Source organism: Mitsuaria sp. BK041 (assembly GCF_014193085.1).
In the GTDB taxonomy this organism is placed as follows: Bacteria; Pseudomonadota; Gammaproteobacteria; order Burkholderiales; family Burkholderiaceae_C; genus Roseateles.
Map to the genome: position 1 here is coordinate 1,217,229 of NZ_JACHYT010000001.1, position 19,106 is coordinate 1,236,334.

The window sequence follows — 19,106 nt, forward strand, 5'->3', positions numbered from 1 at the left end:
GATCGCGGCGCCGACCGGGGTCGGCGCGCACGGCTTACTTCGAGTCCTTGACTTCCTTGAACTCGGCGTCCACGACGTTGTCGTCGGCCGGCTTGGACGAGGACTGCGCGGCCGCCGCCTCGGCGTGGTCCGCACCCGCCGCACCCGCGGCGCCCGCGGCACCGGCCGCGGCCTGGGCCGCCTGCGCGTCGGCGTACATCTTCTCGCCCAGCTTCTGGCTGGAGGTCATCAGCGCTTCGGTCTTGGCGTCGATGTCGGCCTTGTCCTCGCCCTTGATGGCTTCTTCCAGGTCCTTGATCGCGGCCTCGATCTTTTCCTTCTCGCTGGCGTCCAGCTTGTCGCCATGCTCGGCCAGCGACTTCTGCACCGAGTGCACCAGGCCGTCGGCCTGATTCTTGGCCTGCACCAGCTCGACCTTCTTCTTGTCCTCGGCGGCGTTGGCCTCGGCGTCCTTCACCATCTTCTCGATCTCGGCCTCGGACAGGCCGGAGTTCGCCTTGATGGTGATCTTGTTTTCCTTGCCGGTGCCCTTGTCCTTGGCGCCGACGTGCAGGATGCCGTTGGCGTCGATGTCGAAGCTCACCTCGATCTGCGGCACGCCGCGCGGCGCCGGCGGGATGCCTTCCAGGTTGAACTCGCCCAGGCTCTTGTTGGCCTGCGCCATCTCGCGCTCGCCCTGGTAGACCTTGATGGTCACCGCGGGCTGGCTGTCCTCGGCGGTCGAGAAGGTCTGGCTGAACTTGGTCGGGATGGTCGTGTTCTTCTTGATCATCTTGGTCATCACGCCGCCCAGGGTCTCGATGCCCAGGCTCAGCGGGGTGACGTCCAGCAGCAGCACGTCGGTGCGCTCGCCGCCCAGGACCTGGCCCTGGATCGCGGCGCCCACGGCCACCGCCTCATCGGGGTTCACGTCCTTGCGCGGGTCCTTGCCGAAGAACTCCTTGACCTTCTCCTGCACCTTGGGCATGCGGGACATGCCGCCGACCAGGATGACGTCGTCGATCTCGCTCACCGACACGCCGGCGTCCTTGATCGCGGTGCGGCAGGGGGCGATGGTGCGCTCGATCAGCTCGTCCACCAGCGACTCCAGCTTGGCGCGGGTCAGCTTGATGTTCAGGTGCTTCGGACCGGTGGCGTCGGCCGTGATGTAGGGCAGGTTGACGTCGGTCTGCGAGGAGTTGGACAGCTCGATCTTGGCCTTCTCGGCCGCTTCCTTCAGGCGCTGCAGCGCCAGCACGTCCTTGGTCAGGTCGACGCCTTGCTCCTTTTTGAACTCGGCAATGATGTAGTCGATGATGCGCTGGTCGAAGTCCTCGCCGCCCAGGAAGGTGTCGCCGTTGGTGGACAGCACCTCGAACTGCTTCTCGCCGTCGACGTCGGCGATCTCGATGATCGAGATGTCGAAGGTGCCGCCGCCCAGGTCGAACACCGCGATCTTGCGGTCGCCCGCGCCGTGCTTGTCCAGGCCGAAGGCCAGCGCCGCGGCGGTGGGCTCGTTGATGATGCGCTTGACGTCCAGGCCGGCGATGCGGCCGGCGTCCTTGGTCGCCTGGCGCTGCGCGTCGTTGAAGTAGGCCGGGACGGTGATGACCGCCTCGGTCACTTCCTCGCCGAGGTAGTCCTCGGCGGTCTTCTTCATCTTGCGCAGCACTTCCGCGGAGACCTGCGGCGGCGCCAGCTTCTTGCCGCGCACTTCCACCCACGCGTCGCCGTTGTCGGCCGCGGCGATGGTGTAGGGCATCAGGTCGATGTCCTTCTGGACTTCCTTCTCCGAGAACTTGCGGCCGATCAGGCGCTTGACCGCGTACAGGGTGTTCTTCGGGTTGGTCACCGCCTGGCGCTTGGCCGAGGCGCCGACCAGCACCTCGCCGTCTTCCTGGTACGCAATGATCGACGGGGTGGTGCGGGCGCCTTCCGCGTTCTCGATGACGCGGGTGGTGTTGCCTTCCATCACCGCCACGCACGAGTTGGTCGTGCCCAGGTCGATGCCGATGATCTTCTTCTTAGCCATGTGGTGCTCCTGAATAGGGAAAAACTGGCGGAACGGTCAGCGTGGGAGGCTCGGTGGAGCGAGCGGCTGAAACAACGTTCCGGGATGCTGCTGATCTGTGGATAACTTCGCCGGGTTCAAGGGCCCCGATCGATTTTTCGCTGTGCTTACTTGGGGGCGGACACGGTGACCAGCGCCGGGCGCAGCACGCGGTCGGCGATCAGGAAGCCCTTCTGCAGCACGGTCACGACCGTGTTGGGATCCTGCTCCGCCGGGACCATCGAGATCGCCTGGTGCTGGTGGGGGTCGAACTTCGTGCCGGCGGCCGGATTGATCTCCAGCACCTTGTTGCGCTCCAGCGCGGACTGCAGCTGGCGCAGCGTGGCGTGCACGCCCTCGAGCACCTGCTCGACGCTGGCGTCCGGGCGGGCGATGGCGGCGGTCAGGCTGTCCACCACCGGCAGCATCGCGTCGGCGAAGCCCTCGACCGCGAACTTGCGGGCCTTGGCCGTGTCTTCCTCGCCGCGGCGGCGGGTGTTCTCGACTTCGGCCTTGGCGCGCAGATAGGCGTCGGACATCTCGGCCAGGCGGCGTTCGGTGTCGGCGAGCTTGGCCTCCAGCGTCTCGGGCACCGAGGCGGCGGCCGCGGCGGCGGCTTGCTGGGTCAGTTCGTCCAGCGTCGGGTCGGGTTGTTGGTTGTCAGTCGTCATGGTTGGATGGCCCCAAAGCGGAGCCCGACTTCTCTTCGGAAGGGGACCGGCGTCGGTGGGAGCCAGTCTGCGTCGGGCGACCCGCCGCATCTGGGGCCCATGGCCGGAACTTCAAGAGGGGGATTTTGGCATCGGTGCGCGGGCAAGCCGGGGGCCTGCTAGCGGCGCTTCTTACTGCGGAGGTCGGGGCGTTGGCCGCCATGGCTTGGGGCCCCGGCGGCCAGCGCCGAAACCCCAAGCCATGCCGTCCCCAACCCCTGTCGTCCTTTCACGGTTTTGCGACCGGGGACTTCGGGGGAGGGGACCGGCGGTCATTCGTCGATGCTGGCGCTCCAGCGGTCGTCCCACTCGGCCAGCTTGCGGCGATCGTGCTTGGTCGGGCGGCCCTGGACGATGGTGTCGGCCGGCTCGGGGGCCAGGCGGCGCGCCTCGGCCGCGCGCTCGCGGGCGGCGATGCTGTCCGGCGTCTCCTCGTACAGCGTCTGGGCGACCGGCGCCGGACCGCGGACGCTGCTGAGACCAAGCACCTTGACCTCGCGCGCCACCACGCCCTGGCGCAGCTGCACCATGTCGCCGGGCCGCAGTTCGCGCGAGGCCTTCACCGCCTGGCCGTTGACGGTCACGCGGCCCTTGCCGATCTCCTCGACGGCGATCGAGCGGGTCTTGTAGAAGCGGGTGGCCCAGAGCCACTTGTCCAGGCGCAGGCTGGTCAGCTCGGAGGAGGAACGGTGGGAGGCAGGCATCAGGGGACGGATTGTCCTACGCCGGACCGGCGTCGGTCGATGCTGCCGCCGGCAGCCGCACCACGGCGTCCAGGCCCTCGATGACCCCGTCGCGCTCGCGGTTGTCCAGCGCCAGCGTGCCGCCCAGCGAGCCGACGATCTCCCGGCAGATCGCCAGCCCCAGTCCCGAGCCGCCATTGGGCCCGGCCGCGAAGGGCTGGCCGAGCTTGGCCCGCAGCGACGCCGGGATGCCGGGCCCGCTGTCGCCGATGCGCAGCTCGACGACGCCGGCCGTCGCGCCGCTGCCGTCGGCCTCGCGACCGCGCAGCGTCACCGCGACCGCCAATCGGCCGCCGCGCGGGCAGTGCCGCAGCGCGTTGTGCAGCAGGTTGCGGGCGAGCTCGCGCAGCGCCCAGGCATGGCCGCGCACCGGCGCGGGCTCGGTGGACAGCTCGAAGTCCAGTTCGGCGTCGGCGATCAGCGGGGCCAGGTCCAGCGCCACCTCGCGCACCGTCGCCGCCAGGTCCAGCCGCGGCGGATCGCCCTGCTGGCGCAGCTGCTCGACCTTGGCCAGCGCCAGCATCTGGTTGGCCAGCGCGGTCGCGCCGTCGACGGTCGCGCCGATCTCGTCGATCGCCTGCGCCGCCGGCACGTCGCCGCGCCGGGCCGACTGCACCTGCGCCTTGAGCACCGCCAGCGGCGTGCGCAGCTGGTGCGAGGTGTCGCGCACGAAGCGCTTCTGGTGCGCCAGCAGCCCGGCCTGGCGGTGCCAGGCCTCGTTGATCGCGGCCACCAGCGGCGCGAGTTCCGCCGGCACGCCCGGCATCGGGATGGGATCGACGTCGTCGTCGGCGCGCGCGGCGATCGTGCGGCTGAGCGCCCGCACCGGCCGCGTCGCGAAGAGCACCACGCCCCACACCACGATCGCGATCACCGCCAGCAGCGCCGCCTGCCGCCACAGCGTCGAGACCAGCACCTGGCGCGCCAGCGTGCGGCGGATCTCCAGCGTCTCGGCGACCTGGATCGTGGCCACGCCCAGGCCGGCCGCGCCCGCCACCGGCTGCTTCAGCACCGCGATGCGCACCGGCTCGCCCTGGTAGACGTCGTCGTAGAAATCGACCAGCGCCGCGTAGGCGCCGCGGTCGGGCAGCCTGCCGTGCCAGGCGGGCAGGTCGTCGAAGCCCGACACCCATTCGCCCTGGAAGCCGGTGACGCGATAGAACATGCGGCTGCGGTTGTCCGCCTCGAAGGCCTCGAGCGCCGCGTAGGGCACCTCGGAGACGAGCCGTGGCGCCTCGGGCGTGCCCTGCACGTCGAGCTGCTCGCCGATGGTCTTGGCCGAGGCCAGCAGCGTGCGGTCGTAGGCGGTGTCGATGGCGCGCCGCGCGTCCTGGTAGAGCCGGTGCGCGTTGGCGCCGATCAGCAGCCCCACCGGCACCAGGATGCCCAGCAGCAGCCGGCTGCGCATCGAGCTCAGCCCGCGTCCGCGTCGTCGCGTCCACGATCGGGTTGCCGGGGGCCGGGTCTCGCCGCCCGCGCGGCCGTTGTCGTCGAGGCCGCCCATGCCCGCCGCGCCGCGCCCGGCCGTCGCGCTGCCCGTGCCCTCGATGCCGCGCGCGCCCGCCGCGTCGCTCTTGACCTCCATGCCGCTCACTCCGCTCACTCCGCTCACGCCGGTCACGCCGCTTACGCCCCGCACCTCGCGCCGTTCAGTCGGGCGCCTTCAGCAGGTAGCCCAGTCCCCGCAGCGTGACCAGCCGGGCGCCGTCAGCCGGCAGCCGCTTGCGCAGCCGGTAGGCGACGACCTCGACCGCATCGGGCTGCACGTCCAGGTCGTCGGCGAAGACGATCTCGGTGAGCCGTTCCTTGGCCACCGCCTGGCCCGGTCGCGCCAGCAGCGCGCGCAGCAGCGCGGCCTCGCGCGGCGGCAGGTCCAGCGGCAGGCCCAGGTGGTAGATCGCGCCGCTGTCGGCGTCCACGCGCAGGCCGCAGAAGGCCTCGTCGTCGTGCGCGCCCGCAATCGCCGGCGCACCGCCCGCGCCGCGGCTGCGGCGGGCGAGGGCGCGCACCCGGGCCTCGAGTTCATCCAGGTCGAAGGGCTTGGGCATGTAGTCGTCGGCGCCCAGGTTCAGGCCGAGGATGCGGTCGCCCACGGTGCCGCGCGCGGTCAGGATGATCACCGGCGTGGCCAGCTGCGCGGCGCGCGCGGCCGAGAGCAGTTCCAGGCCGTCGATGTCGGGCAGCGACAGGTCCAGCAGCACCACGTCCGGCGGCTGCGCGCGCCAGCGCTCCAGGGCCGGCCGGCCCTCGGAGAAGCCCAGCACCTGGATGCCGCGGCGCTCGAACGAGCGGGCCACCGTGGTCTGCAGCGCGGCGTTGTCCTCGACGAAAAGCAACCTCATGATCGGCAGTGTCCGCCAGCGGCCGCGCGGCCGCCGCTCAGGGTCAACCCTGAGCTTCCCGACAGCCGAATGAAAGCCGCCATGTGCACGATGCGCGGCACAACGACATCGGGCGCGCGCTCTGCCCCGGCGTCGACAACCAAGGAGACACGAGCATGCGTCGAGACCAGTTCCTCAAGTCCGCGGCCGCCTTCGCCGCGCTGGGCGCCACGGGCGCGCTGCCGCTGGGCGCGCAGGCCGCCGCGGCGCTGAAGATCCTCGTGCCCGCCAACCCGGGCGGCGGCTGGGACATCACCGGTCGCGCGCTGGGCAAGGCCCTGCAGGACGCCGGCGCCGCCGGCGCGGTGACCTTCGAGAACAAGGGCGGCGCCGCCGGCGCCATCGGCCTGGCGCAGTTCGTCAACGCCGCCAAGGGCGACCCGAACGCGATGATGGTCATGGGCGCCGTGATGCTGGGCGGCCTGATCACCAGCAAGCAGCCGGTCACGCTGACGCAGGCCACGCCGATCGCGCGCCTGACCAGCGAATACAACGTCTTCGTGCTGCCGGCCAACTCGCCCTTCAAGACGATGAAGGACGTGGTCGAGGCGCTGAAGAAGGACCCCGGCTCGGTGAAGTGGGGCGGCGGTTCGCGCGGCGCCACCGAGCACATCGCCGCAGCCATGCTGGCCCGCGAGGTCGGCGTCGACGCGACCAAGGTCAACTACGTCGCCTTCCGCGGCGGCGGCGAGGCGGTGGCCGCGATCCTGGGCGGCAACGTCTCCATCGGCGGCAGCGGCTACAGCGAGTTCCAGCCCTACATCGAGAGCGGCAAGATGCGCCCGATCGCCATCACCGCGCCGCAGCGCATCAAGGGCCTGGACATCCCGACGATGAAGGAGCTCGGCTACAACGTCGAGATCGGCAACTGGCGCGGCGTCTACGGCGCGCCCGGCATCACGCCGCAGCAGCGTCAGGTGCTGATCGACATGGTCGTCAAGGCGACCAAGTCCAAGGCCTGGACCGAGGCGCTGGAGAAGAACGGCTGGACGCCGGCCGTGCTGACCGGCAAGGCCTTCGAGGACTTCGTCGACGCCGAGTTCGCGTCGCTGCGCGCGATCATGCACAAGTCCGGCATGGTCTGATCCCGGGAGGCCCGCCATGTCCGATTCCTCCTCCAAGGCCGTGGCCGGCCACCCGACCGCCACCGTGCCCGGCGCGGCGCCCTCGGCGCCGGATGTCGTCGACACCACCCCGCATCCGCTGTACCAGACCCTGGTCGGCGTGGGCGCGGTCGTCGTCGGCGCGGTGATGGCCATCGGCGCCGCCGCCATCCCCGGTGACGCCGGTTACGGCGGCGTCGGTCCCAACGCGCTGCCGTGGTTCGTCGCGGTGGTGCTGATCGTGTGCGGCGCCTGGCTGGTGTGGGAGTCCCGCACCGGCGGCTTCCGCCAGATGGAGCCGCCCTCGGGCGCACCGCGCGCCGACTGGGTGTCGGCCGCCTGGGTCGCCGGCGCGGTCATCGCCAACGCGGCGCTGATCACCACGATCGGCTTCGTGCTCGCCTGCACGCTGTGCTTCGTGCTGGCCGTGCGCGGCCTGCGCCGCGCCGAGGGCAAGGGCCACGGCGGCGCGCGCCAGCTCCTCATCGACGTCGTCACCGGGCTGCTGATCGCCGCGCCGGTGTTCTGGCTCTTCAACAAGCTGCTCGCCCTCAACCTGCCGGCCCTCACCGCCGGCGGCTGGCTCTGAGCCTCCTGGAGTCCTGACATGCAAGACCTCTGGACCCACCTGATGGGCGGCTTCGCCACGGCCGCCTCGGGCGCGAACCTGATGTGGGCCTTCATCGGCTGCGCGCTGGGCACCGCCATCGGCGTGCTGCCCGGCCTCGGCCCGGCCGTGACCGTGGCGATGCTGCTGCCCATCACCGCGCAGGTCGACCCGACCGCGTCGATGATCTTCTTCGCCGGCATCTACTACGGCGCGATGTACGGCGGCTCGACCACCTCCATCCTGCTCAACACCCCCGGCGAGACCGGCACCATGGTGACCGCGCTGGAGGGCTTCAAGATGGCCCGCCACGGCCGCGCCGGCGCGGCGCTGGCCACCGCGGCGATCGGCTCGTTCTTCGCCGGCACCATCGCCACCGTGCTGGTCACGCTGTTCGCGCCGGTGCTGGCGGACTTCGCCGTGACGCTGGGCCCGCCCGAGTACTTCTGCCTGATGCTGCTGGCCTTCACCACCGTCAGCGCGGTGCTGGGGCAGAGCACGCTGCGCGGCATGACGGCGCTGTTCATCGGGCTGGCGATGGGCCTGGTCGGCCAGGACCAGATCACCGGCCAGATCCGCTACACCGCCGGCGTGCCCGAGTTCCTGGACGGCATCGAGACGGTGCTGGTCGCGGTCGGCCTGTTCGCGGTGGGCGAGACGCTCTACGTCGCGCTCTACGAGGGGCGCAGCAACCTGATGATGAACACCATGGGTCGCGTGCACATGACGCGCCTGGAGTGGAAGCGCTCGATCCCGGCCTGGATCCGCGGCACCGGGCTGGGTTTCCCGTTCGGCGTCATCCCGGCCGGCGGCACCGAGATCCCGACCTTCCTGAGCTACGCGACCGAGCGCAAGCTGTCCAAGCACAAGGAAGAGTTCGGCACCACCGGCGCGATCGAAGGCGTGGCCGGGCCCGAGGCGGCCAACAACGCGGCGGTGACCGGCACGCTGGTGCCGCTGCTGACGCTGGGCATCCCGACCTCGGTGACGGCGGCCATCCTGCTGTCGGCGCTGCAGAACTACGGCATCCAGGCCGGGCCGCAGCTGTTCACCACCTCGTCGGCGCTGGTGTGGGCGCTGATCGCGTCGCTGTACATCGGCAACGTGATGCTGCTGGTGCTGAACCTGCCGCTGGTGGGCTTGTGGGTGAAGCTGCTGCGCATCCCGCGCGCGCCGCTGTACGCCGGCATCCTGATCTTCGCGACCGTGGGCGTGTACGGCATGCGCCAGAGCGCCTTCGACCTGTACCTGATGCTGGCCATCGGCGCGATGGGCGTGGTGATGCGGCGCTTCGACTTCCCGACCGCGCCGGTGGTCGTCGGCATGATCCTGGGCCCGCTGGCCGAGGCGCACCTGCGCAACGGCGTGGCCATCGGCGGCGGCCACTGGGGCGTCTTCTTCGAGCGCCCGCTGTCGGCGGGGCTGCTGGCCGTCGTGGTGATCGTGCTGCTGCTGCCGCGCGCGCTGAAGTGGCTGGGTGCGCGCAAGGCGCGTCAGCAGGCGGCGACCGCGCTCGGCTGAGCGCCGCGCCAGACGCGCGAAGGGCCCCCGCGGGGGCCCTTCTTCATTGGCGCTTCATCGGGACCTTGTCGGCCGGCCGCACGATGGGACGGCGTCGGCATGCCGCCCTCGTGGCAGAGGCGCGACCGCGCGCCGTCGTCGTCAGCGAGCGGCGCCGGCGGCCGTGGCGGCCTGGCGCTGGCGGGCGAGGGCGGCGGCCTGCGCCTCGTCGGGGACGACGGTCGTCGGCCAGCCCTGCAGGTGCTGGGTCGCGATCGCCGCGAGCGCGCGGATGTGGGCCGGGCGATCGTTCAGGCAGGGGATGTAGCTGAAGCGCTGGCCGCCGCTGTGCAGAAAGGCTTCGCGCGCTTCCATGTCGATCTCTTCCAGCGTCTCGATGCAGTCCGCCGAGAAGCCGGGGCAGACCACGTCGACCGACTTCAGCCCGCGCCCGGCCAGCTCGCGCAGCGTGGGCTCGGTGTAGGGCTCCAGCCAGCGCGCCTTGCCGAAGCGACTCTGGAAACTCACCTTGTACTGGGCGTCGGACAGTCCCAGCGCCTCGGCCAGCAGGCGGCCGGTCTTCAGGCACTCGCAGTGGTAGGGGTCGCCCAGCGCCAGCGTGCGCGCGGGCATGCCGTGGAAGCTCATCAGCAGCAGCTCGCCGCGGCCCTCGGCCTTCCAGTGGGCGCGCACGCTGTCGGCCAGCGCGGCGATGTAGCGCGGGTCGTCGTGGTAGCGGTTGACGAAGCGGAACTCCGGCAGGTGGCGATGCGCCAGCGACCAGCGCGCCACGTCGTCGACGACGCTGGCGGTGGTCGCGCCCGAGTACTGCGGATAGGCCGGCAGCACCAGCACCCGCGTGGCGCCCTCGGCGCGCAGCGCGTCGAGCTGCGACGCGATCGACGGGTTGCCGTAGCGCATCGCCGGCAGCACCTTGACGCGGTGGCCCTGCTCGCCCAGCTGGCCCTGCAGCAGCGCGGCCTGCTTCTTCGTCCAGACCAGCAGCGGCGAGCCGTCCTTGGTCCAGATGCTGGCGTACTTCTTCGCCGACTTGGCCGGCCGGGTGCGCAGGATCACGCCGTGCAGGATCGGCCACCAGGCGGCTCTCGGGATCTCGATGACGCGCGGGTCGGACAGGAACTGCGCCAGGTAGCGGCGCGTGGCCTCGGGCGTGGGCGCGTCGGGCGTGCCCAGGTTGACCAGCAGCACGCCGATCGTCGGCGCGCGCCCATGGACGTGGTCGGGTTCGGGACGGAAGCTCATCCGGCGAGGAGAAGGAAGGACAGGGAAGGGCGGGGCGGTCGCGCGGCGCGCTCAGAGGCCGCCGCGGCGCATCAGCATCGGCGAGGCGGCCTCGGCCAGGTGCAGCACCTCGAAGCGCACGGTCGGCGCCTGCGTCTCGGACGGCGGCCCGCCCAGGCCGATCGCGCCCGCGCCGTGCAGCGTGCAGGAGCCGCGGCGCAGGCTCAGCGTCTGGCCGCCGGCGCCGAAGCGCACGAAGGTGCCGTTGTAGCTCAGGTCGGTGAGGCTGAAGCTGCTGCCTTGCCAGTCGATGCGGGCATGCGAGCGGCTCACGCGGACGTCGGTGATGCAGTAGGTCGCCTGCGTGCTGCGGCCCAGCACGATGGGCATCTGCTCGATGTCGAAGACGCGGTCCAGGTCCTGCCAGACCAGGCGGATGCCCTCGGGCGCGGCGCTGCGGACGATCTCGCCGAATTGCGTCGCCGCCGCGTCGCCGCGGCCCTGGTCCAGCACGTAGATGTGGACCGGCTCGGCGCGGCCGCGCACGCTGATGTGGTCCAGGCTGCGGAAGCGCGACTTCTGCGCGCTGGTCAGGCCGTGCACCACCTCGGCGGTGACGACGGTCTCGCCATCGCCGGCATGGTCCAGCAAGCGGGCCGCGACGTTGACCGCGTCGCCGAAGCAGTCGCCGTGGATCTCGACCACCTCGCCGCGCGCCAGCGCGATCTGCAGGTGGGTGTGGCGCAGCCGCTCGCTGCGGGCCGAGGTCTTGACCAGCAGCTCCTGCATCCGCATCGCGGCCTTGATGCCGTCGCGCGGATTGTCGAAGGCGGCCATCAGGCCGTCGCCCAGGGTCTTGATGATGTCGCCGCGGTTCTCGTCGACCGCCTGGCCGATCAGCGCGACCGTCTGCGTCACCAGCCCCGAGGCCTCCGCGTTGCCCAGGGTCTCGAACAGCGCCGTGCTGCCGCGCAGGTCGGCAAACAGGACGGAGCGCTCGCGGATCTGGGTCATCGGCCTTGTTGGAGCTGAGGTGTGAAGGAAGTCTCAGTGTAGCCGCGCCACCCTCGGCGCCGCGTGGTGATTAGCCCTCGCCTCGGGGGCCTGTCGGCCCGGGTGCGACACCTCTCCCCCGACGGGCGGGCGAATGCCGGAGCACGTCCGGGGCGACAGCGCCTGGTCATGAAAAAACCGGCCAGCGTCCGAAGACGGTGGCCGGTCGAGGAGGCAAACCCGATGCCCGAAGTTCGACGGCCGTCTGGCCGCCGAAGGGGCGGGGGATTTACAGGTTGTCCAGGTAGGTGCGCAGCTTGTCCGAGCGGCTCGGATGCTTGAGCTTGCGGATCGCCTTGGCTTCGATCTGGCGGATGCGCTCGCGGGTGACGTCGAACTGCTTGCCGACTTCCTCCAGCGTGTGGTCCGTGCTCATCTCGATGCCGAAGCGCATGCGCAGCACCTTCGCTTCGCGCGGGGTCAGGCTGTCGAGGATGTCCTTCACCACCTCGCGCAGGCCGGCCTGCATGGCGGCTTCGATCGGCGCGGTGTTGTTGGTGTCCTCGATGAAGTCGCCCAGGTGGCTGTCGTCGTCATCCCCGATCGGCGTTTCCATGGAGATCGGCTCCTTGGCGATCTTCATGATCTTGCGGATCTTGTCCTCCGGCATCTCCATCTTCTCGGCCAGCGTCGGCGCGTCCGGCTCGAAGCCGAACTCCTGCAGATGCTGGCGCGAGATGCGGTTCATCTTGTTGATCGTCTCGATCATGTGAACCGGGATGCGGATGGTGCGGGCCTGGTCTGCGATCGAGCGCGTGATGGCCTGACGGATCCACCACGTCGCGTAGGTCGAGAACTTGTAGCCGCGGCGATATTCGAACTTGTCCACCGCCTTCATCAGGCCGATGTTGCCTTCCTGGATCAGGTCCAGGAATTGCAGCCCGCGGTTGGTGTACTTCTTGGCGATCGAGATGACCAGGCGCAGGTTGGCCTCGATCATTTCCTTCTTCGCGTCGCGCGAGGCCTTCTCGCCCTCGTTCATCCGCTTGTTGATGCCCTTGAGGTCATCCAGCGGCACCACCGCCTTGCCCTGGATGTCGATCAGCTTCTGCTGCAACTCCTGGATGGCCGGCAGGTTGCGCGACATGATGTTCGCGTACGGCTTGCCCGAGGCCACTTCCTTCTCGGCCCACTGCAGGTTCAGCACGTTGGGCGGGAAGGTCTTGATGAAGTGGTCCTGCGGCATGCCGCACTTGTCCACGACGATCTTGCGGATCTCGCGCTCGAAGCGGCGCACGTCGTCGACCTGCGAGCGCAGGATGTCGCACAGCTTCTCGATGGTCTTGACGGTGAAGCGGATCGTCATCAGCTCGGCGCTGATGGCCGCCTGGGCCTTGTTGTAGTTGGCCGACTTGTAGCCGTCCTTCTCGAAGGCCTTGCGCATCTTGTCGAAGTTGGACGCGAGCGAGTCCAGCTTCACCAGCGCCGCGTTCTTCAGCTCTTCCAGCTTCTTGGTCAGGGCCTTGGAGCCGCCGGCGCCGTCGTCGTCGTCCTCTTCGTCGAACTCGTCGAAGTCCTCTTCGGCGACGTAGTCGTCCGCCTCGTCATCGGAGACAAAGCCGTCCACCGCTTCCGAGATCTGCATCTCGCCGGCGCGGATCTTGGCGGCCATGGCCAGGATCTCGGCGATGGTCGTCGGGGAGGCGCTGATGGCCAGCATCATGGCCTGCAGGCCGCCTTCGATGCGCTTGGCGATCTCGATCTCGCCCTCGCGGGTCAGCAGCTCGACGGTGCCCATCTCGCGCATGTACATGCGCACCGGGTCGGTCGTGCGGCCGAATTCGGAGTCGACGGTCGACAGCGCGGCTTCCGCGGCTTCTTCCGCTTCCTCCTCGGTGGCCGTCGGGGAGGTCGAGCCCTGGATCAGCAGCGTGGCGGCGTCGGGCGCCTGCTCGTACACGGCGATGCCCATGTCGTTGAGCATCGACACGATCGCCTCGAGGATTTCCTCGTTGATCAGCTTCTCGGGCAGGTGGTCGTTGATTTCCTGATGCGTCAGGAAACCCCGCGTCTTGCCCATCTTGATGAGGGTCTTGAGCTCCTGGCGGCGCTTGGCGACTTCCTCTTCGGTCAGCGCGGTCTCGTCCAGGCCGAACTCGCGCATCAGCGCGCGCTCCTTGGCGCGGCTGACCTTCATGCGCAGCGGCTTGGCCTTGGGCTTGTCCTCGCCCAGTTCCTCGACCTCGGCGGTCTCGACTTCCGCGTCGGCCTCGCCGTCGCCCTCGACCTCGCCGTCGGCGTCCGCGTCGCCGAAGTCCTCGTCCTCTTCCTCGACCTTGGCCTTGCCGGCGGGTTTCTTCGACTCGGTCTCGGCCTTGGGCTTGCGGCCGCGCTTGGGCTTGTCATCGGCCGAAGCGGTGGCGGTCTTGGTGGTCTTGGCGGCGGCCTTCGCGGCCGGCTTCTTGACTTCTTCGGTTTCTGCGGCGGCGGCCTTGGACGCGGTCTTTTTGGCGGTCATGCAGTTCCTCGGTGGCTCGGGGCCAGTAGGTGAATGCGGGGAAATTCGCGGTGATGCAGGCAATGCAAACGGCCACCTGCGTCGCCGGCGCCCACAAACTCCCGGCACTTGCGGGCTATGCGGCGCGACGAGCCCAGGCGGCTCGAACTCGTGCCCTGGACGACAGGTCGGGACGACCCGACCGCCATTCAAGGCTTGGCGCGTGAAGGCTAGCGTGAACCGTTGAAGTTGCAGCCCAGGCGGTAAAGGTTGGCCACTTTGAATATGAACCCAGGGTCAGCTGGGGGGCCGGGGACCGGTTGGCGCTGCGGTCACTCTTGACGCGCGAAAACCCTTGATTATCTGCGAAATCGGTTGTTTGGTCAAAAAGGCGGATGCAACCGCCCCGAAGAGCGCCCATGGAACGCCCATCGAACGCCCACAAGCCGCCCTCAAACCGCCTTCAGGTCGCGGATCTGCCGCTGCAGCGACTGGAAGCGCGCCATGTCCGGCTGCGGGCTGCGGGCGATCCGGTCGGCGTCCGCCTGCAGCTTGCCGATCCACAGCTTGCGCAGGGTTTCGCGGAATTCCGCCTCGAGGTGTTCGTCGCCGGGCGGGGCGGTCAGCGGGCCGCCGCTGACGCGCTGGGCGAGGTCCATCAGGTCCGCTTCCTGCAACGCGACCTGCAGCACCGCCCAGGGCGTCGGGCCGTTGTCGACCAGGAAGCGCTCGAGCCAGGCGATCAGCTGCCCGTGTTCGCCGGGCAGTTCATGCAGCAGCTGCAGGTCCTGTTCGCCGATCTGGTGCCAGAGCTCGCCGTGCAGCAGCAGCATCCGGACCGCGAGGTTCATCGGCGCTGGCGGCAGCTCCAGCGGCATGCCGATGGTCGGGTCCTGGTCGCGCTTGCGCCACTCGCCCTTGCCACTCCACTTGCCCTTGCCGCCCTTGCCCTTGAAGTCGCCCTTGGGTTCCCACTTGCGCTGGGACTGGCCCGGCGGCGGTCCGCCGGACGCGACGCCCGCGTCGACATCGTGCGGGATGTGGACCTCGTCCGGCCCATGCGAGCCCTCGTCGCCATAGGCTGAGGCGGGGATGTCGAAATACGGGTCCTCGTGGACGCCGTCCGTCGACGGGGCGACCGCGCGCGCGGCCGGTCTCGGCGCGGGCACCGCGGCGGGCCGATCCGCGCGCGGACGAGTGCCCGGCACGGCCGGCGGCAGCGCGTTGGCCCACAGCGCCTGCAGTTCCGCGTCCGGCAGCTGTGCGCGCCGTGCCAGCTCGCCCAGCAGTTGGCGCTTGAGCAGCCCCTCGGGCAGCGCTGCCCACAGCGGCTTGGCGACGCTGAGCATCCTGGCGCGGCCCTCGGGCGTGCCGAGGTCGCAGCCGTCGGCGGCGGTTTCCATCAGCTGGCGCGACAGCGGCACGGCGCCCTCGATGCAGCGCTCGAAGGCGTCCGCCCCCAACTCCCGGACATAGGAATCGGGGTCGTGTTCGGTCGGCAGGAAGAGGAACTTGATCGTCCGCGTCTCGTTGGCGTGGGGCAGGGCGGCCTCGAGCGCCCGGCCCGCGGCGCGTCGGCCGGCGGCGTCGCCGTCGAAGCTGAACACCACCGACTCGGTGAAGCGGAACAGCTTCTGCACATGGTCCTGCGTGCAGGCTGTGCCCAGCGTCGCCACCGCGTTGCCGAAGCCGTGCTGCGCCAGCGCCACGACGTCCATGTAGCCCTCGACCACCAGCGCATAACCGCGCCGGCGCATCGCGGGCCGGGCCTCGTAGAGGCCGTACAGCTCCTTGCCCTTGTGGAAGACCGGCGTCTCCGGGGAATTCAGGTACTTGGGCTCGCCCTTGTCGAGCACGCGCCCGCCGAAGCCGATGACCTCGCCCAGCACGTTGCGGATGGGGAACATCACCCGGTCGCGGAAGCGGTCGTAGCGGCGCTGTTCGGCCTCGCTCTTGCCGGGGTCGTCCTGGAGGATGACCAGGCCGGTCTCGACCAGCAGCGGGTCGTCGTAGGACGGGAAGGCGCTGGCCAGCGAGCGCCATCCATCGGGCGCGTAGCCCAGGCCGAACTGCAGCGCGATCTGGCCGGTGAGGCCGCGCCCCTTGAGGTACTCGATCGCGCGCGGGTTGCCCTTGAGCTGCTGGCGGTAGTGCTGGCCGGCCTTGGCCAGGATCTCGGTGAGCGTGGCCTGGCGCTGCTTCTGCGCCTTTTCCTGCTCGCGCTGCTGGGGGCTGCGGTCGTCCTCGGGCACCTGCATGCCGGCCTGCTGGGCCAGGTCCCGGACCGCGTCGATGAAGCCGATGCCCAGGTGCTCCATCAGGAAACCGACGGCGTTGCCGTGCTGGCCGCAGCCGAAGCAGTGGAAGGTCTGGCGCGAGGGGCTGACGGTGAAGCTCGGGGTCTTCTCGCCGTGGAACGGGCACAGGCCCTTGTGGTTGATGCCGGCCTTCTTGAGGTCGACATGGCGGCCCACGATGTCGACGATGTCGACGCGGGCCAGGAGGTCCTGAATAAAGCCGGGCGGGATCACCGCAGGAGTTTAAGTGATGGCCTGCGGCGGCTTCTCGCGGCCGCGGGCGACGGCGCCGCGCTGCCGCGCCCAGTCCAGCAGCGCCTGCGGCGGCAGCGGCTCGCACAGGCCGCTGCCCTGGCCGACGCGGCAGCCCATCTCGACCAGCGCCCGCGCATGCGCCGCCGATTCGACGCCCTCGGCCACGAGCTCGCAGCCGAACTGCCCGGCCAGCGCGATCACGCCCTGCACCAGCGCCCGGTCCTGCGGGTCGACCAGCATGGTCTGGACGAAGGAGCGGTCGATCTTCAGCTGGTCCAGCGGCAACTGCTTGAGCACCGACAGCGTCGCGTAGCCGGTGCCGAAGTCGTCCATCGCCAGCCACAGGCCCAGGCGCTTGCAGTCGGTGAGCAGGCGGCGCGCCAGCACGACGTCGTCAAGCGCGCTGGACTCGAGCAGCTCCAGCACCAGCCGCTGCGGCGGGACTTCCGGATGGCGGGCCAGCAGGGCGGCCAGCCGCGCCGGGAAATCCGGCGCCGCCAGGTGACGCGGGCTGATGTTGACGCTGAGCGTGAGCTCGAGGCCTTCGGCCTGCCAGCGCCCGCATTGCGCGAGCGCCTGTTCCAGCACCCAGTGCCCGAGCGCGGCGGCCATGCCGCTGCGCTCCACCGACGGCAGGAAGGCCGCCGGCGCCAGCAGCCCGCGCTGCGGGTGATGCCAGCGCAGCAGCGCCTCGGCGCCCAGCAGCTCGCCGGTGACGAGGTCCAGCTTGGGCTGGTAGTGGAGGCACAGTTCGCCGGCCTCCAGCGCCTGCTGCACGCGCTGCGCGGCCTGGGCCTGCGCCTCGCGGCTGCGGCGCTTCTCGACGTCGAAGAACTGCACGCCGTCGCGACCGCTGCGCTTGACGCGGTACAGCGCATGGGCGGCATGGCGCATCAGGGTCTCGGCTTCGCCGCCATCCTGCGGGTACAGCGTCGCGCCGACGCTCGCGCTCAGCCGCAGCACGTCGCCGGGCGTGCCCGCCGCGCTGCCGAAGATGTCGTCGTCGCGGGCGTCCCCGTCCTCGTCACTGTCCCTGTCCAAGCCCATGGGCGAAGTCGGCGTCTCCTCGGCCACCGAAGCGGCGTCCGCCGGGGCGTGGCCCGGCGATGCGTCGATCGGCCGGCGCACCACCTGGACGAGGCGTTCCAGCGCCAACTGCGCCTCCGCGGGGCTCTGCACGTGCAGCAGCAGGCCGAACTCGTCGCCGCCGAGCCGGGCCACCTCGTCGGACCATTGCGGCTGCTGGCGCAGCGCCGTCGTCAGCCGACGAGCGAGCTCGCGCAGCGCCTGGTCCGCGCGCGCGGCGCCATGGCGGCGGTTGAACGCGGCGAAGCCATCCAGGTCCAGCCGCGCGATGCACAGCATCGAGCCGGGCCCGACATCGCGACTGGCCCGCAGCGCGGCCTGCAGGCGGCGCTGGAACTCCTGCTCGTTGGGCAGGCCGGTCAGCAGGTCGAAGCGGCCGATCCGCTCCAGCGCCTGCTGCCGCTGCAGGTCCTGGGTGAGGTCGCTGAGCGCCAGCACGCGGTAGCGCGGCGGGCCCTCGGGCTCCGGGATCGAGGACACGGTGAGCCGCAGCGTGCGCGGCGGGCCGCCGGCGGCGCGGACCTTCACCAGTCCCTGCCAGTGGCCGGCGGGATCGGCCAGCGCCTCGGCGATCGCGTCGAGGTCGTGGCCGCTGCGATGCAGCTGCGCCGCCTCCATCGGCAGCGCCGGCCGGCCCAGCAGCCGGCGGCGCAGCGCCTCGGCCGTGTCGGGCAAGGGGCCGTCGTCCTCGATGACCAGCCCCGTCGGGGCCTCGAGCAGCTCGCCCATCAGCGACCAGTAGGCCGGGTTGGCGTCGAGCAGCCGGTGGTCGAGGTCGGTGATCGCCAGGCCTTCGTGCAGGTGCTGGAACAGGCCGCTGCTCAGGCGCTGGCGTTCCTCGGCGGTGCGGCGCCACTGGATGTCCTGCAGGCTGGCCAGCACCCGCCGGGCGTGGCCGCGCGGATCGCGGCGCACGACGCGCAGCCGCAGCTCGTGCCACACCCAGTCGCCGTCGTCGCCGGGCAGGCGCAGCGGATGGTGCAGCGCATCGGCCGCGCCCGCGGCGTCAGGGCGCCCGGCTGAGGCGCGCTCGAGCGCCGGGCCCTTCAGCAGCGCCGGCAGCAGCTCCTCGAGCTTCATCCGGTCGACCGCATGGACCCGATCCAGCCAGGCCAGCGGCGCGGCCGGATCCGGCGGTCCGAGGCGCGCCTCCCAACCGGCCGAGGCGGCGATCGATCCGCCCGGGATCCATTGCGCCAGCGACAGGCCGGCGCTGTCGATCTTGGTGCGCCATTCGCGGCGCTCGTCGAGCGCGCGACGACGTTCCATCCGGCCCTGCAGGACGACGCCCAGTCCCAGCAGCGGCAACAGCCACCAGGCGACCGCGCGCCAGGCGGGCCACCAGGCGCCCGCCAGCAGCAGCGCCAGGGTGGCGGCGACCAGCAGCGCCGTCGGGACGGACGCGGGCAGGCGGCGCGGCGCTGCGGGCAGCGCCCAGCCAGCGTGGGCGGACATGTCGGACTTCAAGGCGGCAGCGGCTCAGGAGGGGCGCGCCGCGCGCGGGTCGCGCGCGGAATCGGGCGGGATGCTAGCCGTGGCCTTGTCGGTGACGGTCAGCGCATTCCCTGCCGCGGTGGGTGCGCCCCCCGGAATGGGGGTGCCTGGCCTCGAAAAGACGCGGAGCTGGGCCACGGTGCCGGAAAGGCGCTGGGGGAAATGCGAC

At 70.7% G+C, this 19,106-nt stretch carries 13 protein-coding genes; 3 read left to right on the plus strand and 10 right to left on the minus strand.

Translation table 11 applies throughout. The features are described 5' to 3' along the window. Positions 1 to 34: 34 nt before the first annotated feature. From dnaK to FHT38_RS05305, 5 genes are all read right to left on the minus strand, one after another. Positions 35 to 2,011 carry a molecular chaperone DnaK gene (gene dnaK, locus FHT38_RS05285; protein ID WP_183490471.1) on the minus strand — a complete coding sequence of 659 codons (1,977 nt, stop codon included), beginning with the start codon at positions 2,009 to 2,011 and terminating at the stop codon, positions 35 to 37. A gap of 146 nt (positions 2,012 to 2,157) precedes the next feature. Further along, complete coding sequence (grpE, locus tag FHT38_RS05290) at positions 2,158 to 2,700, minus strand: nucleotide exchange factor GrpE (protein WP_183478561.1); 543 nt, start codon at positions 2,698 to 2,700, stop codon at positions 2,158 to 2,160. 311 nt (positions 2,701 to 3,011) lie between these two features. Further along, positions 3,012 to 3,443: an RNA-binding S4 domain-containing protein gene (locus FHT38_RS05295; RefSeq protein ID WP_183490474.1), complete on the minus strand. Its 432-nt coding sequence runs from the start codon at positions 3,441 to 3,443 to the stop codon at positions 3,012 to 3,014. 16 nt (positions 3,444 to 3,459) lie between these two features. Beyond that, positions 3,460 to 4,890: a sensor histidine kinase gene (locus FHT38_RS05300; protein ID WP_255488743.1), complete on the minus strand. Its 1,431-nt coding sequence runs from the start codon at positions 4,888 to 4,890 to the stop codon at positions 3,460 to 3,462. 241 nt (positions 4,891 to 5,131) lie between these two features. Next, on the minus strand, positions 5,132 to 5,824 hold the full coding sequence (locus FHT38_RS05305; RefSeq protein ID WP_183490477.1) for a response regulator transcription factor: 693 nt from the start codon (positions 5,822 to 5,824) through the stop codon (positions 5,132 to 5,134). 155 nt (positions 5,825 to 5,979) lie between these two features. Between FHT38_RS05305 and FHT38_RS05310 the strand changes: the two genes are divergently transcribed. From FHT38_RS05310 to FHT38_RS05320, 3 genes are read left to right on the plus strand one after another with little or no spacing between them, the layout of a single operon-like run. After that, positions 5,980 to 6,948 (plus strand): tripartite tricarboxylate transporter substrate binding protein, encoded by a 969-nt coding sequence (locus tag FHT38_RS05310; protein ID WP_183490480.1) that lies wholly within the window; start codon positions 5,980 to 5,982, stop codon positions 6,946 to 6,948. A 16-nt stretch (positions 6,949 to 6,964) separates the two neighbouring features. After that, complete coding sequence (locus FHT38_RS05315) at positions 6,965 to 7,555, plus strand: tripartite tricarboxylate transporter TctB family protein (protein WP_091723165.1); 591 nt, start codon at positions 6,965 to 6,967, stop codon at positions 7,553 to 7,555. An 18-nt stretch (positions 7,556 to 7,573) separates the two neighbouring features. After that, positions 7,574 to 9,094 (plus strand): tripartite tricarboxylate transporter permease, encoded by a 1,521-nt coding sequence (locus FHT38_RS05320; protein WP_091723168.1) that lies wholly within the window; start codon positions 7,574 to 7,576, stop codon positions 9,092 to 9,094. 141 nt (positions 9,095 to 9,235) lie between these two features. Here FHT38_RS05320 and hemH read toward each other — a convergent pair whose 3' ends face one another. From hemH to FHT38_RS05345, 5 genes are all read right to left on the minus strand, one after another. Then, positions 9,236 to 10,336 carry a ferrochelatase gene (gene hemH / locus FHT38_RS05325; protein ID WP_091723171.1) on the minus strand — a complete coding sequence of 367 codons (1,101 nt, stop codon included), beginning with the start codon at positions 10,334 to 10,336 and terminating at the stop codon, positions 9,236 to 9,238. A gap of 51 nt (positions 10,337 to 10,387) precedes the next feature. Continuing rightward, positions 10,388 to 11,329 carry an adenylate/guanylate cyclase domain-containing protein gene (locus FHT38_RS05330; protein WP_091723173.1) on the minus strand — a complete coding sequence of 314 codons (942 nt, stop codon included), beginning with the start codon at positions 11,327 to 11,329 and terminating at the stop codon, positions 10,388 to 10,390. Positions 11,330 to 11,597: 268 nt separating this feature from the next. Beyond that, complete coding sequence (rpoD, locus tag FHT38_RS05335; protein WP_091723176.1) at positions 11,598 to 13,826, minus strand: RNA polymerase sigma factor RpoD; 2,229 nt, start codon at positions 13,824 to 13,826, stop codon at positions 11,598 to 11,600. Positions 13,827 to 14,257: 431 nt separating this feature from the next. Beyond that, complete coding sequence (gene dnaG / locus FHT38_RS05340; protein WP_183490483.1) at positions 14,258 to 16,336, minus strand: DNA primase; 2,079 nt, start codon at positions 16,334 to 16,336, stop codon at positions 14,258 to 14,260. A 9-nt stretch (positions 16,337 to 16,345) separates the two neighbouring features. Continuing rightward, the gene (locus FHT38_RS05345; RefSeq protein ID WP_183490486.1) at positions 16,346 to 18,898 is read right to left on the minus strand and encodes a bifunctional diguanylate cyclase/phosphodiesterase; all 2,553 of its coding nucleotides are present in this window, start codon (positions 18,896 to 18,898) and stop codon (positions 16,346 to 16,348) included. Between the last annotated feature and the right edge of the window lie 208 nt (positions 18,899 to 19,106).

What these genes read in the sequence shown, in the direction of transcription:
- grpE (WP_183478561.1), bottom strand. Translation starts at nt 2,700, where the DNA reads ATGACGACTGACAACCAACAACCCGACCCGACGCTGGACGAACTGACC.
- FHT38_RS05320 (WP_091723168.1), top strand. Translation starts at nt 7,574, where the DNA reads ATGCAAGACCTCTGGACCCACCTGATGGGCGGCTTCGCCACGGCCGCC.
- FHT38_RS05305 (WP_183490477.1), bottom strand. Translation starts at nt 5,824, where the DNA reads ATGAGGTTGCTTTTCGTCGAGGACAACGCCGCGCTGCAGACCACGGTG.
- FHT38_RS05345 (WP_183490486.1), bottom strand. Translation starts at nt 18,898, where the DNA reads ATGTCCGCCCACGCTGGCTGGGCGCTGCCCGCAGCGCCGCGCCGCCTG.
- hemH (WP_091723171.1), bottom strand. Translation starts at nt 10,336, where the DNA reads ATGAGCTTCCGTCCCGAACCCGACCACGTCCATGGGCGCGCGCCGACG.
- FHT38_RS05315 (WP_091723165.1), top strand. Translation starts at nt 6,965, where the DNA reads ATGTCCGATTCCTCCTCCAAGGCCGTGGCCGGCCACCCGACCGCCACC.
- FHT38_RS05310 (WP_183490480.1), top strand. Translation starts at nt 5,980, where the DNA reads ATGCGTCGAGACCAGTTCCTCAAGTCCGCGGCCGCCTTCGCCGCGCTG.
- rpoD (WP_091723176.1), bottom strand. Translation starts at nt 13,826, where the DNA reads ATGACCGCCAAAAAGACCGCGTCCAAGGCCGCCGCCGCAGAAACCGAA.
- FHT38_RS05300 (WP_255488743.1), bottom strand. Translation starts at nt 4,890, where the DNA reads ATGCGCAGCCGGCTGCTGCTGGGCATCCTGGTGCCGGTGGGGCTGCTG.
- FHT38_RS05330 (WP_091723173.1), bottom strand. Translation starts at nt 11,329, where the DNA reads ATGACCCAGATCCGCGAGCGCTCCGTCCTGTTTGCCGACCTGCGCGGC.
- FHT38_RS05295 (WP_183490474.1), bottom strand. Translation starts at nt 3,443, where the DNA reads ATGCCTGCCTCCCACCGTTCCTCCTCCGAGCTGACCAGCCTGCGCCTG.
- dnaK (WP_183490471.1), bottom strand. Translation starts at nt 2,011, where the DNA reads ATGGCTAAGAAGAAGATCATCGGCATCGACCTGGGCACGACCAACTCG.